Source organism: Nocardioides panacis (genome assembly GCF_019039255.1).
Taxonomy (GTDB): Bacteria; Actinomycetota; Actinomycetes; order Propionibacteriales; family Nocardioidaceae; genus Nocardioides_B; species Nocardioides_B panacis.
On sequence record NZ_CP077062.1, the window covers coordinates 1,469,361 to 1,482,996 of the forward strand.

The window sequence follows — 13,636 nt, forward strand, 5'->3', positions numbered from 1 at the left end:
TGCCTTCCTGGCCCACGGCACGGTGCCGGGCGCTGCTGCCAGTGAAGTCCTCGTGGATGACGGCAACCTGAACGCCGCCGGGAGCCGGCCGGGACGGTCAGGGGCGCACCGAGCGGGGGAGCGTGCCGGCCTCGGTGATCCGCTCGCGCAGCGGCGTGACCAGCTCGTGCAGCCGGGCGGTCCGCTCTGAGCCGACGTGCGCCCAGCCCTCGAGCGCGAGCCGGTCGGTCTGGTCCTCGATCCGCCGCCGCTCGTCGCGGCCGAGGTCGGTGAACGCTCCGTCCGCGTCGAGCCAGCCACGCTGCACCAGGCGTCCGGTGGCCGCGTCGTACTCCTCGTCGGTCCAGCCGCGGGTCTTGCGCAGGAACGAGGTGGTGCCGGAGAACAGCCCGCCCAGGACGGTCGCCTCCACCGGGTCGACCCCGGACGTCTGGAGCACCGCGACGTGCCCGTCCCCGCGGTGCTCGCGGACCAGCGTCGCGGCGTGCCACAGCGCCAGTAGGTCGTCCTCGGGCCAGTCCAGGCCGGCGTGCGCGGCGTACAGCGGGCGGCCCTGCGGGGTGAGGCCCTCGCAGACCTCGCGGGCGATCTCCAGCGCCTCGGCGACGTCGGGCTCGCCGAGCAGGCCGCGCAGCGCGGTCGCCATGCCCCGGCGCCGGGCCTCGACCAGCGCGGTGGGCGTCGTGGTCCGCCACGCGGCCGGCAGCGCGGCGTCGACCAGCCAGGGGGCGAACACGTAGAACGTCGCCACGGTCAGCCCCGGTCCGGCCTCGCCGAACGCGGCCGCGCGGGCCGGGAAGTAGGACAGGCTCCTGTGCAGCCCGAGGTCGACGTACTCCTGGGACACCTCGGGGGCGAAGTAGCCGACGACGTGCAGCACCTCCAGGTCCCCCCCAGGCCTTGCGGGACAGGGGCAGCAGCGCGTCATCCATGGCCCGACCCTAGGCGAGTCCTGGACGGTTCTTGGACGGGGACGGCAGGATGCGGGCAAGTGGTCCACGACACACGGCCAGGAAGGCTCGCCCCATGCGCAGCACCATGCAGGAGTTCCCGCTGACGATCGGTGCGATCCTGCGCCACGGCACCGACGTGCACGGGGACGGCCAGGTGATCACCGCGACCGCCGACTCGCTCCGCTCGCAGACGTACGCCGACCTCGGCCGGCGCGCGGCCCGGCTCGCCAACGCCCTGCGCGGGCTGGGCGTCTCCGGCGACCAGCGGGTCGGCACCTTCCAGTGGAACAACGCCGAGCACCTCGAGGCCTACCTCGCCGTGCCCTCCATGGGTGCGGTGCTGCACACCCTCAACATCCGGCTGTTCCCCGAGCAGCTCACCTACATCGCGAACCACGCCGAGGACCGGGTGGTGATCGTCGACGACTCCCTGGTCGACCTGCTCGCCAAGCAGCTGCCCACCTTCGAGACCGTCGAGCACGTGCTGGTCGCCGGCCCGCACGCCGCGAGCGCCGACCTCGACGCGCTGCGCGCCTCCGGCCAGCAGGTGCACCTGTACGACGAGCTGCTCGACGCCGCGGACGACACCTTCGCGTGGCCCGATCTCGACGAGCGGGACGCCGCCGCGATGTGCTACACCTCCGGCACGACGGGCAACCCGAAGGGCGTGGTCTACAGCCACCGCTCGTCGTACCTGCACTCGATGGCCGTCGGCCTGGGCATCGTCGGCGGGCTGACCTGGGCCGACCGGGTGCTGCCGATCGTGCCGATGTTCCACGCGAACTCCTGGGGGCTGGCCTACGCCGCGGTGATGACCGGCGCGTCGCTGGTGATGCCGGACCGCTGGCTGCAGGCCGAGCCGCTGTGCCGGTTCATGCGCGAGGCCCGGCCGACCGTGTCGGGGGCGGTGCCGACGGTCTGGAACGACGTGCTGTCCTACCTCGACCAGCACGAGGACGTCGACCTGTCCGAGCACCTGCGGCTCGTGCTGTGCGGCGGTTCGGCGGTGCCGGTGTCCCTGCAGAAGGCGCTGGCGGAGCGGCACGGCATCACCATGGTCCAGGCGTGGGGGATGACCGAGACCTCCCCGGTGGCCTCCGTCGCCCGGCCCCCGGTCGGCGTCGAGGGCGAGGCCGAGTGGCGCTACCGCGGCGGCCAGGGCCGGCTGCTCCCGGGGATCGAGGGCCGCATCGTCGGGGACGGCGGGGACGTGCTGGCCCGCGACGGCGCGGCCGTCGGCGAGCTCGAGGTGCGCGGCGCGTGGGTGACCGGCGCCTACTACAAGGACGACGACCCGGAGAAGTTCCGCGACGGCTGGCTGCGCACCGGTGACGTCGGCAACCTGGACGAGCTCGGCTACATCCGGCTCACGGACCGGTCCAAGGACGTGATCAAGTCCGGCGGCGAGTGGATCTCCTCGGTCGACCTGGAGAACGCGCTGATGGCGCACCCCGACGTGGTCGAGGCGGCCGTGGTCGGGATCCCCGACGAGAAGTGGCAGGAGCGGCCGCTCGCGTCGGTGGTGCTCCGCGAGGGCGCCACCGTGCAGCCGGCCGAGCTGCGCGAGTTCCTGGCGCAGTCGGTGGCGAGGTGGCAGCTGCCCGACGCGTGGACCTTCATCGAGGCGGTGCCGCGCACCTCGGTGGGCAAGTTCGACAAGAAGGTCATCCGCCGGTGGTACGCCGACGGCGAGCTGGACGTGTCGAGCGCCCGCGGCTAGGTGGCCAGCCGTCTAGGCGGAGTCCGAGGGGCCCGGCGCCGCCGCGGGGTCCTCGAGGTCGTCGAGGTCGACGTCGAGCCGGTGCAGGAGACCTGCGTCGCGCCGGGTGTCGACCTGCCGGGGCAGCGCGCACTCGGCCTGCTGCGCCCGGTCGTGGTCCCCCTGTCTGCGGAGCGCCGCCGCTACGGCGCCCTTGTCGAGCATCACGAGATGTCCTCCCAGGTGGCTGATGTCGGTCGGGTGGATCGTCACCTAGGGCGTACCCCGCTCGGTGTGACGTATGCCACGCGCACGGCGGGCGGTCTCGTCCCGGCGTCAGAGCAGCGGTCGCAGCGGCGCGAGGACCAGCTCGGTGAACTTCTTGTGGATCCCGCGGGCCGCCCAGGTCTCGGCGGTGAGCTCGACGCAGTTCGACAGGTCGGTCTCGTAGATCCGCTCCATCTGGGTGGCCATCGAGGCGTCCACGAACTCCACGTTCACCTCGTAGTTGCCGGTCATCGACAGGCGGTCGATGTTGGCGGTGCCGACCGTCGACCAGCGCCCGTCGATGGTCGAGGTCTTCGCGTGCACCATCGCGCCCTGGAACCGGAAGATCCGGACCCCGGCGGCGAGCATCTCGCCGTAGTAGCCGCGGGACAGCCAGTCCGCGACGACGTGGTTGGAGACCGCCGGCAGCAGCAGCCGGACGTCCACCCCCCGGTGCGCCGCGGCCTTGATCGCCTCCACGAAGTCCGAGTCGGGGATGAAGTAGGCGTGCGTCATCCAGACGTGGTGCGAGGCCCGGTTGATCGCCTCGAGGTACATCGACCGGATCGGGAACATCCAGAGCCGGGGGACGTTGCGGTGCACCCGGATCCGCGGCTCCCAGTCGGACGCGGTCTCCAGCAGCAGCGGCGCCACCCCGTGCCGGTTGCGCCGGTTGAGGTTGTAGAAGTCCGCGAAGGTGCGGGCCAGGTCCCAGACCCCGGGGCCGGTGATCCGGACGTGCGTGTCGCGCCACTCGGTGGCGTAGGCCGACCCGATGTTGTAGCCGCCGACGAACCCGAGCCGGTCGTCGACCACCAGGATCTTGCGGTGGTCGCGGCCGTAGCGGCGCAGGTCGAAGAACCGCCAGCCGGCGTTGTAGACGGGGTACTCCAGCACCTTCAGGCGCGGGCCGAAGCGCTTGAACAGCGGCGAGACCACGAGGTTCGCGAACCCGTCGTACACCGCGTAGACCTCGACGCCGCGGCCGGCCGCCCGGCTCAGCGCCTTCTTGAACAGCTCGCCGGTGGCGTCGCCCTTCCAGATGTAGGACTCGAACAGGACGCGGTGCCGGGCGCCGTCGATGGCGGCCAGCATGTCGTCGTACAGGTCCTGCCCGAAGGTGTACGTCGTGACGGTGCCGTCCCCGATCGTCACCTCGGCGGGCGGCGTCGTGGGGAACGGCTTCGGCTTGCGTCCGCGACGGCGCCGGGAGTCGACCAGCGTGAGGACGAGCGCCAGCACGACCTGGAGGCCGAGGAGCCCCAGCAGCGTGCGCTTGGCCATCGCGGCCAGGGGGGCACGTGCGTCACCCGACCAGGGCGTTCTGCGTCGGGTGCTCACGCCACGAATCTATCCTGTCGGTGCCGGGTCGTAGGCTGCTGGTCATGAGGCCAGTGACCGACCTGCAGCGCCGGGTCGCCCCGTTCGAGGTGGTGTCCGACTACGTCCCGTCCGGCGACCAGCCGACCGCGATCGCGGACATCGAGCGACGCATCCGTGGTGGCGAGAAGGACGTCGTGCTGCTCGGCGCCACCGGCACCGGCAAGACCGCCAGCATCGCGTGGGCCGTCGAGAAGCTGCAGCGGCCGACGCTGGTGATGCAGCCCAACAAGACCCTGGCCGCCCAGTTCGCCAACGAGCTGCGCCAGCTGCTGCCGAACAACGCGGTCGAGTACTTCGTCTCCTACTACGACTACTACCAGCCCGAGGCCTACGTCCCCCAGACGGACACCTACATCGAGAAGGACTCCTCGATCAACGAGGAGGTGGAGCGGCTGCGGCACTCGGCGACCAACTCGCTGCTGACCCGCCGCGACGTCATCGTGGTGTCCACGGTGTCCTGCATCTACGGTCTGGGCACCCCGCAGGAGTACGTCGACCGGATGCTCCGCCTCAAGGTGGGCGAGGAGCACGACCGCGACTCGATGCTGCGCCGGCTCGTCGAGATCCAGTACACCCGCAACGACATGGCGTTCACCCGCGGCACCTTCCGGGTCCGCGGGGACACCCTCGAGATCTTCCCGGTCTACGAGGAGCTCGCGATCCGCATCGAGTTCTTCGGCGACGAGATCGAGCGCCTGATGACCCTGCACCCGCTCACCGGCGAGGTGGTCACCGAGGACACCGAGCTGCACGTCTTCCCGGCCACCCACTACGTCGCCGGCCCGGAGCGGATGGAGCGCGCGATCACCGGGATCGAGCTCGAGCTCGAGGACCAGCTCGCGACGTTCGAGAAGCAGGGCAAGCTGCTCGAGGCGCAGCGGCTGCGGATGCGGACCACCTACGACGTGGAGATGATGCGCCAGGTCGGCTCCTGCGCCGGCATCGAGAACTACTCGATGCACATCGACGGCCGGCAGCGCGGCTCGGCCCCGAACTGCCTGATCGACTACTTCCCCGAGGACTTCCTGCTGGTCGTGGACGAGTCGCACGTCGCGATCCCGCAGATCGGCGGGATGTACGAGGGCGACATGTCCCGCAAGCGCAACCTCGTCGACCACGGCTTCCGGCTGCCGTCCGCGATGGACAACCGGCCGCTGCGCTGGGAGGAGTTCCTGGAGCGGATCGGGCAGACCATCTACCTCTCGGCGACCCCGGGCGACTACGAGCTCTCCAAGGTCGGGGGGGACGTGGTCGAGCAGATCATCCGGCCGACCGGCCTGATCGACCCCGAGGTCATCGTCAAGCCGACCAAGGGCCAGATCGACGACCTGATCCACGAGATCCGCGAGCGCACCGAGAAGAACGAGCGCGTGCTGGTCACCACGCTGACCAAGAAGATGTCGGAGGACCTCACCGACTACCTCCTCGAGGCCGGCATCCGCACCCGCTACCTGCACAGCGAGGTGGACACGCTGCGGCGCATCGAGCTGCTCCGCGAGCTGCGCCTGGGCCAGTACGACGTCCTGGTCGGCATCAACCTGCTGCGCGAGGGGCTCGACCTCCCGGAGGTCTCGCTGGTCGCGATCCTCGACGCCGACAAGGAGGGCTTCCTCCGCTCGGACAAGTCGCTGATCCAGACGATCGGCCGTGCGGCCCGCAACGTGTCCGGCCAGGTCGTGATGTACGCCGACAAGGTCACCCCCTCGATGGAGCGGGCGATCGACGAGACCAACCGGCGCCGCGAGAAGCAGGTCGCCTACAACACCTTCCACGGGGTGGACCCGCAGCCGCTGCGCAAGAAGATCGCGGACATCACCGAGATGCTGCAGCGCGAGGACGAGGACACCGCCGAGCTGCTCGGGGGCGGTGGCCGCCAGCAGTCCCGCGGCAAGGCGCCGGTCCCGGGCCTGTCCTCCAAGGACGTCGGCCGGCACGCCGCCGAGCTGGCGGGGATGCCGTCCTCCGACCTGGCGGCGCTGGTGCAGGGCCTCACCGACCAGATGCACACCGCGGCCGCGGAGCTGCAGTTCGAGCTGGCCGCCCGGCTGCGCGACGAGATCCAGGAGCTGAAGAAGGAGCTCCGTCAGATGGTCGAGGCCGGAGCCCGCTGAGATGGGGCTGGGATGACGCCGGGGGGAGCTGCAGCGGCACTGCCTGGCGAAGCCCGGTGCGTGGCCGGACAACCCGTGGGACCACGAGTTCCCGGTGATCAAGGTCGGGAAGGCGCCGGCCGCCGGCAAGATCTTCGCGTTCCTGGGCGACGGCTCGGTCGGGGTGAAGGCCGGCACGGACCGCGAGCAGGCCGACGAGTGGCTGGCCCGCTACCCCGACGACGCGGCGGTGATGGCCTACATCGGCCGCTCCGGGTGGAACACCCTGACCGTGGGCGGCGCGATCCCGGACGACGAGATCCTCGCCGCGGTCGACGACTCCTACGCCCTGGTGGTCTCCCGGCTGGCCCGCAAGCACCGTCCGCCGGGGTGGGAGGAGGCGTGAGTCAGCCGCCCAGCGCCTTGCGCCGGCGCCTCTCCAGCCGCCGGCGCTCCGCGAGCACGATCTCCTGCTTGTTCGTCAGCACCCGGACCAGCCGCAGCCCGGTCCACAGCGTGAGGAACGCCGGCCAGGCGAAGCCCGGGTCGAAGCCCGCGCCCCGGCTCCAGCCGTTGGCCAGCCAGATCGTCCAGGAGACCAGCGACGGCACGAGCAGCCAGGTCAGCGCGTGCTGCCGGGCTGCCTGCCACCGCTGCACGGCGAGTGCCTGCAGGTCCTCCTCGGGCGCTCGCACCGTCAGCGGCACGAGGTCGAGGATCAGCCCCGGCAGCTGGCCGAGGGTCTTCGCCGCCGCGGCAGCACCGGCCCGCTCGTCGTACTCCTGCTTGGTGATCCGGCCCTCGGCGTACCCCTCGGTCAGCACCCCGAGCACCACGTCGCGGTCCCGGTCCGACGCGCGCAGCCGCGCGGTGTCCGGGCGGCGCGGGTCCTCGGTGAAGTCCCCCCACGGGTTCGCAGCAGTCACGTCGACGAGTCTAGGAGCGAGGACACATGGCACGTGAGGTGCAGGTCACCTTCGACGGCGCCGACCCGGCGGGTCTGGCGACGTTCTGGGCGGAAGTGCTCGGTTACGTCCCGGACGAGCCGCCGGCCGGCTTCGCGACCTGGGACAAGGCCCTCGACGCCTGGGGCGTCCCGCCGGAGCGCCGCAACAGCGCCAGCGCGGTGCACGACCCCGACGGCGCGGGCCCGCGGCTGTTCTTCCAGCAGGTCCCCGAGGGCAAGACGGCCAAGAACCGCGTGCACCTCGACGTGCGGGCCGCGCCGGGGCTCGAGAGCGACGCCCGGATGGCGGCTCTCGAGGCCGAGGCGGCGCGGCTGGTCAGGCTGGGCGCGGTGCGCGTCGAGCGGTTCGAGCCCGGCGGGATCAGCGCCGGCCACCTCGTGATGCAGGACCCCGAGGGGAACGAGTTCTGCCTGGACTGAACCACCGGGCCAGCAGCGGCGCCACCAGCAGCATCGCGAACACCCGGATCACCTGGACCGCGAGCACGTAGGTCACGTCCGACCCGCTGTCGGCCGCGGTGGCCAGCACCGCGAACAGGCCGCCGGGGGTGGTGGCGAGGTACGCCGTGAGCCGGTCCACCCCGGTGACGTCGGACAGCAGCAGGCCGAGCAGGGCGCAGGCGACGATCACCAGCACGATCAGCGCGGTCGCGAGCGGCAGCAGCCGGGCGATGCTGCGCAGGCTGGCCCGGGTGAACCGCAGCCCGACCCGCACGCCGATCAGCGCGTAGCCGAGCTGCGCCAGCGCGGTGGGCACCGAGACGCTGCCCAGCACCCCGCTCGCGGAGACGGCCACCGCGACCAGCATCGGCCCCAGCAGGGCCGTCGCCGGGGCGCGCACGAACCGCTGCAGACCGAGACCGGCGGCCACCGCCACGGTGACGAACACCAGGTCCGGCCCCCAGCGCGTGGGCCCGGCGCTCAGCGAACCGACCCCTCCCGGCGCGTGGAAGAACACCGTGGTGACCAGCGGCATCGCCATCAGCACCAGCAGCACCCGGAGGTACTGCACGATCGTCACCACCCGGTCGTCGGCGCCCAGCTCCCGGGCCAGCGCCACGATCCCCGAGGCGCCGCCGGCGATCAGGGCGAAGGACCCGGTGGCCGGCGAGACGTCCCGGCGCAGCGCCAGCAGCCGCCCCGCGACCAGGCTGATCGCCAGGGTGCCGACCGTCACCAGCACCACCGACGGCCAGTCGTCCACCAGCCGGGACAGGGTCGCGAGCCTCACCAGCCCACCGATCACGGCGCCCACCAGCGCCTGGCCCACCCGGAGCGCGAGCGGCGGCATCTCCAGCTCGGTGCGCGACCCGAGGGCGTGCACCATCCCGCCGACCAGCGAGCCGAACAGCACCGGGGACGGCAGCCGCAGCAGGCCGAACAGCGCGCTCGCGGCCACGGTCACGACGACCACCACCAGCCACGCGCGGACGGGGCGGGGGACCGGGCGCACCGACGCCACTCTAGGTGTGTCCAGGAACGGGCGCCGATTCGTGTCAGCGGCCGGATTCTGGGAGCATGGGTCCCGTTGGAGGGGAGTATTCCTTCGCAACGGTGTCGTCATCACGGTGCCCGGCCTCGGCCGGCCCCGGTGCCGTTGGTCCGCGCGAGCGGGCGGGAGAGACCTCCGGACTTGCTCAGGCGGTGCGCGTCCGCGCGCCGTTCAGCTCTCCGGAAAGGTCAGTCTGTGGACGTTCCCACCTGGGTCTGGTGGACCACCATCATCGTCACGGTGTCGGTCCTGCTCTTCGACGTCATCATCATCGGACGCCGCCCCCACGAGCCCTCCACCAAGGAGGTCTCGATCTCGCTGGGCGTGTACGTCGGCCTGGCCGTGGTCTTCGGCATCGGCGTGTGGATCTTCTCCGGCCACCAGTACGGCACCGAGTTCTTCGCCGGCTGGCTGACGGAGTACTCCCTGTCCGTCGACAACCTGTTCATCTTCATCATCATCATGGCCAAGTTCGGCGTCCCGCGGCAGTACCAGCAGGAAGCCCTGATGGTCGGCATCGTGCTCGCCCTGGTGATGCGCGCGATCTTCATCGCCGTCGGCGCCGCCGCGATCAACGAGTTCAGCTGGATCTTCTACATCTTCGGCGCCTTCCTGCTCTACACGGCGTTCAAGCTCGCCTCCGAGGGGTCGAACGACGACGACGAGTACGAGGAGAACCGGCTGATCAAGTGGGTCGAGACGCACCTCCCGGCCACCGACAAGTGGCACGGCGTGAAGGTGCTCGCCAAGGAGCACGGCAAGCGGGTGATCACCCCGATGTTCATCGTGGTGCTGGCGCTGGGCACCACGGACCTGCTGTTCGCCCTGGACTCCATCCCGGCGATCTACGGCCTCACCAAGGAGCCCTACCTCGTCCTGACCGCGAACATCTTCGCGCTGATGGGCCTGCGCCAGCTCTACTTCCTGATCGGCGGCCTGCTCCAGCGACTGGTCTACCTGTCCTACGGCCTCGCGGTGCTGCTCGGCTTCATCGGCCTCAAGCTGATCCTGCACGCCATGCACGAGAACGAGCTGCCGTTCGTGAACGGCGGCCAGCACATCGCGTGGGCGCCGGACATCCCGATCCTGGTCTCGCTGGGCACCATCATCGGCATCCTCGCGATCACCACGGTCGCCAGCCTGATCGCCTCGAAGAACGGCGTGCAGAACAAGAGCCAGCTCGCCGAGGCGCTCAACGACGACGCCGGCAGCAACGCCGAGGACGTCGAGCCGGCCGGGGACGCGAAGAAGTGACCGCGGCGTCCGTGCCGGCCCGTCCCGCCGGCCCCCAGGACTGACTCAGACGCGCACCCGGCCGGCCGAGACCAGGGTCTCGAGCCGGTGCGGGGCCAGCGGCACGTCCTCGATCAGCTCGCCGCCCTCCGGGGCGTGCAGCATCCAACGGGTGCCGTCGGCCGCGACCGGGGCGGTCACGAACCCGACGTGGTAGATCCGCTCACCGGGGCGGGCGAAGAAGTACAGGTCGCCCGGCTGCACGGCGTCCAGCGGCACCGGGTCGACCCGTGGCGAGGCCGCCTGGTCGTGGGCGTCGCGGGGGAGCAGCACGCCCTGGCTGCGCCAGCACAGGTGCACCAGCCCGGAGCAGTCCACGCCCCAGGCGCTGGTGCCGCCCCACAGGTAGCGCACGCCGAGGAAGCCGCGGGCCGCCTCGAGGACCGGGCCGGGGTCGTCGGAGGGCAGCTCGCCCTTGTCGGACAGCCGGACCGCGGACGGGTCCAGGGTGCCCGTCCGCCCCCCGGGCAGGTCCACCGACACGGAGCCCGAGGTGAGCTCGCGCAGCCACAGCACCGTGCCGAACGACAGCACCACCGGCTCGCCGTCCACCAGGCAGGTCGCGGTGCGTGCGGCGACGTACGCGGTCGGCCCGTCGACCCGGTCGACCGGAGTGTCCAGGTGGGCCGAGCGCACCCAGCCGGGGTAGCCGCGCTCGTCGCGCGAGGAGCGCTGCCAGGGCGCCACGACCCGGGACCAGGCGCCGGCCGTCTCGAGCACCTCGACCGGGTCGCCCGCCAGCAGCTGGGTCTCGGTGCGCCCGTGCAGGCCCAGCCGGACCTCCTTGCCCATCGAGTCCGCCCAGCCCCCGGCGTCGGGGCGGTCGCGTACGGCGGCCTCGTCGAGGTCCCGTGGCGCGTCCGGGGACGTCCACACGGTGGTGACCGGCACGGCCACCTCGAGCATCTCGGTCATGCCAGGTCCTCGATCCCGAGTCCGGGGGCGTCCGGCAGCACGACCGTCGCCCCGTCGTAGGTCATCCCGCCGACGACGGGTGACGCGGTCGCCCACCAGGCGGCGTCCAGGTCGCAGACGGCCGACGTGCCGTGCGCGGCGACCAGGCTGGCTGCGGCGGCCACCCCGATGTGCGTCTCCATCATGGAGCCGACGATGCTGCCCATGCCCTGGGCCCGGGCGAGCTCCAGCAGGGTGCCCGCGACGCGCAGCCCGCCGCACTTCGCGAGCTTCCACGTTCACCAGGTCGGCCGAGCGCCGGCGGATCACCTCGACGAGGTCCCGGACGCCGTACACCGACTCGTCGGCCATCACCGGGGTCCCCACCCGGTCGGTGACCCAGGCCATCCCGTCCAGGTCGGCGGCCGGGACGGGCTGCTCGACGAGCTCGACGTCGAGGCCGGCGTCCTCGAGCGCGCCGATCACCCGGACCGCGTCGCGTGGCGTCCAGCCCTGGTTGGCGTCCAGCCGGATCCGGGTGTCCGGACCGACGGCCGCCCGCACCGCGCGCACCCGTCCGACGTCGGTGGCGGCGTCCGTGCCGACCTTCATCTTGAGCACCGGGAAGCCGTCGGCGACCCGCGCCCGGGCGGTCCCGGCGAGGGCCTCGGCGTCACCGGCGGCGAGGGTGACGTCGGTGGGCACCCGCAGCGCGGTGCCGCCCAGCAGCACCGGCAGGCTGACCCCGCGGCGCCGGGCGACCAGGTCGTGCAGGGCCACGTCGACGGCCGCCTTGGCGCCGTGGTTGCCGGCCACCGCACCGGCGACCTCGCGGCACAGCCCGGCCAGGTCGTCGGGGTGACGGCCCACGACGACCGCCGCCAGCGGCCCGTCGACGCAGGCCTGGGCGCCGGCGAGCGACTCGCCGGTCACCTGCCACACCTGGGGCGCCTCGCCCCAGCCGGTGACCCCGTCGCTGTCGACGACCCGGACCACGACGGTGTCCGTGGTGGTGGTCCGGCGCAGCGCGGTCACGAACGGGGTGTGCAGCGGCGTGGTCAGCCGCGTCGTGGTGACGGTCTCGATCCGGCTCATGCGGTCCACCTCTCCCAGACGGCGGCGCTGACGGCGGCGTTGCGCGCGTAGAGCGTCTCCTCGGGAGCCTCGTCGGTGCTGCACACGACCAGGACGTACGGCGCCAGGCCGTCGGGACGGACCAGCGCCACGTCGTGGGCGACGCCGGGGACCCACCCGGTCTTGTGCGCCACGTAGGTGCCCTCGGGCAGCCCGGCCGGCACCTGGTTGCGGTGCTCCTGCCCGGACAGCACGATCTCGACGTCCGCGCAGGTGCCCGGCTCGGCCAGCGTCCCGGTCGCCACCCCGGCGAGCACCCGGGCCAGGTCGGCGGCGGTCACCAGGTTGTCCATCCCGGCGCCGCGGGCCGCGGCGTCCTCGATGCCACGCGGCAGCACGGTCGCGGGGGAGCAGCCGGCGTCCCGCAGCACCGCCGCCACCTCGCCGGTGCCGACGTGCTCGAGCAGCAGGTCGGTCGCCAGGTTGCCGGACTTCACGGTGGCGTGCCGGGCCAGGGTGCGCAGGCTGACCGTCGTACCGATCGCGTCCCAGGTCTCGTCGTCCTGGTCGTCGGCCCGGTCCAGGGAGAACACCGAGCCGTCGTACGCCGAGCGCAGCTCGTTGTGCACCGGCACCAGGGTGTCCAGGTCGAGCTCGCCGCGCTCGTGGCGGCGGTAGGCCGCGACCAGCAGCGGCAGCTTCATGGTGCTGGCGGCGTAGTGCACCCGGTCCGCCGCGTGCTCGTACGACGCCGGGCGGCCCGGCTCCCCGAGCCACACCGAGACCGACTCGGGAACGGGCAGGTCGGCGAACGCACGGGGGTCGGCTGGCACGCGGCCAGGCTAGTGGGCCCGCTCAGCGCAGCAGCAGCCGGACGGCCACGTCGAGCGAGGTGGCCACGTCGGCCGCCGACGCGCGCCCGGTCACCCACTGGACCAGGCTGGCGAACCACACGTCCCCGATCACCTTGGTGATCGCGCGCTGCTCCTCGGTCGGCTCCCCGGCGGGCGACGTGTCGGCCGGGTCGCGCATCGCGGCGAGCAGCATCCGGCTCACGTGCAGGCCGACGACGTGGATCTCGTGGGCAGCCGACGCGTCGGCGAACACGAACGCGCGGGTCAGCGCCTCGGTGAGGTTCGGCTCACGCTGCAGCATCCGGGTGGTCCGCCCCAGCACGAGCATCACCCGGTCGGCCGCGGTGTTCCCGGGGACCGGCCTGCGGGCGACGGACTCGGCCGCCTGCTCGAACTGCTGGCCGAGCACCGAGACGAGCAGGTGGATCTTGGAGGGGAAGTAGCGGTAGAGCGTGCCCAGCGCGACGTCCGCGCGCACCGCCACCGCGCGCATCTGCACCTGGTCGAAACCGCCCTTGGCGGCCAGGGCGGTCGCCGCGTCCAGGATCCGGCGGCGCCGCTCGCGCTGCGCGGCGGAGCCCAGGTCCTCGAAGGCGAGCGAGTCGGTCCGCGTCACGATGGGCCTCCCGTGGACGACGACCTCACCCCGTAGGCTAACACCGCGTTCGCG

13 protein-coding genes are annotated in these 13,636 nt (G+C 72.3%); 5 read left to right on the plus strand and 8 right to left on the minus strand.

The window, feature by feature from the left end; all coding sequences use genetic code 11:
* Positions 1-97 precede the first annotated feature (97 nt).
* Positions 98-880, minus strand: coding sequence for an SCO6745 family protein (locus tag KRR39_RS07110; RefSeq protein ID WP_216941365.1), 783 nt, complete (start codon positions 878-880; stop codon positions 98-100).
* 146 nt (positions 881-1,026) lie between these two features.
* Between KRR39_RS07110 and KRR39_RS07115 the strand changes: the two genes are divergently transcribed.
* Positions 1,027-2,673, plus strand: a complete 1,647-nt coding sequence (locus KRR39_RS07115) for a fatty acid--CoA ligase (protein ID WP_216941366.1) — start codon at positions 1,027-1,029, stop codon at positions 2,671-2,673.
* Between the two features lie 12 nt (positions 2,674-2,685).
* On the opposite strand, the gene KRR39_RS07120 is transcribed toward KRR39_RS07115, so the two are convergent.
* Positions 2,686-2,925 carry a hypothetical protein gene (locus KRR39_RS07120; RefSeq protein ID WP_216941367.1) on the minus strand — a complete coding sequence of 80 codons (240 nt, stop codon included), beginning with the start codon at positions 2,923-2,925 and terminating at the stop codon, positions 2,686-2,688.
* Between the two features lie 63 nt (positions 2,926-2,988).
* Positions 2,989-4,203: a phospholipase D-like domain-containing protein gene (locus KRR39_RS07125; protein ID WP_216942461.1), complete on the minus strand. Its 1,215-nt coding sequence runs from the start codon at positions 4,201-4,203 to the stop codon at positions 2,989-2,991.
* Positions 4,204-4,304: 101 nt separating this feature from the next.
* On the opposite strand from KRR39_RS07125, the gene uvrB reads away from it, so the two are divergent.
* Entirely contained in the window at positions 4,305-6,413 is a 2,109-nt protein-coding gene (gene uvrB / locus KRR39_RS07130) for an excinuclease ABC subunit UvrB (RefSeq protein ID WP_302053556.1), read from the plus strand.
* Positions 6,414-6,456: 43 nt separating this feature from the next.
* Positions 6,457-6,798 carry an MmcQ/YjbR family DNA-binding protein gene (locus KRR39_RS07135; RefSeq protein WP_302053581.1) on the plus strand — a complete coding sequence of 114 codons (342 nt, stop codon included), beginning with the start codon at positions 6,457-6,459 and terminating at the stop codon, positions 6,796-6,798.
* 1 nt (position 6,799) lies between these two features.
* Here the strand turns inward: KRR39_RS07135 and KRR39_RS07140 are convergent, their stop codons facing one another.
* Positions 6,800-7,318: a DUF1707 SHOCT-like domain-containing protein gene (locus KRR39_RS07140; protein WP_216941368.1), complete on the minus strand. Its 519-nt coding sequence runs from the start codon at positions 7,316-7,318 to the stop codon at positions 6,800-6,802.
* 26 nt (positions 7,319-7,344) lie between these two features.
* Here KRR39_RS07140 and KRR39_RS07145 point away from each other — a divergent pair, with 26 nt between their 5' ends.
* A complete protein-coding gene (locus KRR39_RS07145) occupies positions 7,345-7,779 on the plus strand; it encodes a VOC family protein (RefSeq protein ID WP_216941369.1) in 435 nt (144 codons plus the stop codon).
* On the opposite strand, the gene KRR39_RS07150 is transcribed toward KRR39_RS07145, so the two are convergent.
* Positions 7,721-8,812 carry an AbrB family transcriptional regulator gene (locus KRR39_RS07150; protein WP_216941370.1) on the minus strand — a complete coding sequence of 364 codons (1,092 nt, stop codon included), beginning with the start codon at positions 8,810-8,812 and terminating at the stop codon, positions 7,721-7,723. The two genes, KRR39_RS07145 and KRR39_RS07150, sit on opposite strands and share 59 nt — an antisense overlap.
* A 234-nt stretch (positions 8,813-9,046) precedes the next feature.
* Between KRR39_RS07150 and KRR39_RS07155 the strand changes: the two genes are divergently transcribed.
* Positions 9,047-10,105 (plus strand): TerC family protein, encoded by a 1,059-nt coding sequence (locus tag KRR39_RS07155; protein ID WP_216941371.1) that lies wholly within the window; start codon positions 9,047-9,049, stop codon positions 10,103-10,105.
* Between the two features lie 45 nt (positions 10,106-10,150).
* Here KRR39_RS07155 and KRR39_RS26505 read toward each other — a convergent pair whose 3' ends face one another.
* From KRR39_RS26505 to KRR39_RS07175, 3 genes are read right to left on the minus strand one after another with little or no spacing between them, the layout of a single operon-like run.
* Positions 10,151-12,133, minus strand: coding sequence for an enolase C-terminal domain-like protein (locus KRR39_RS26505; protein WP_436972039.1), 1,983 nt, complete (start codon positions 12,131-12,133; stop codon positions 10,151-10,153).
* Entirely contained in the window at positions 12,130-12,945 is an 816-nt protein-coding gene (locus KRR39_RS07170) for a serine hydrolase (RefSeq protein ID WP_216941372.1), read from the minus strand. Before KRR39_RS07170 ends, KRR39_RS26505 begins: the two co-directional genes overlap by 4 nt.
* A 22-nt stretch (positions 12,946-12,967) precedes the next feature.
* Positions 12,968-13,582, minus strand: a complete 615-nt coding sequence (locus KRR39_RS07175) for a TetR family transcriptional regulator (RefSeq protein WP_254185569.1) — start codon at positions 13,580-13,582, stop codon at positions 12,968-12,970.
* Between the last annotated feature and the right edge of the window lie 54 nt (positions 13,583-13,636).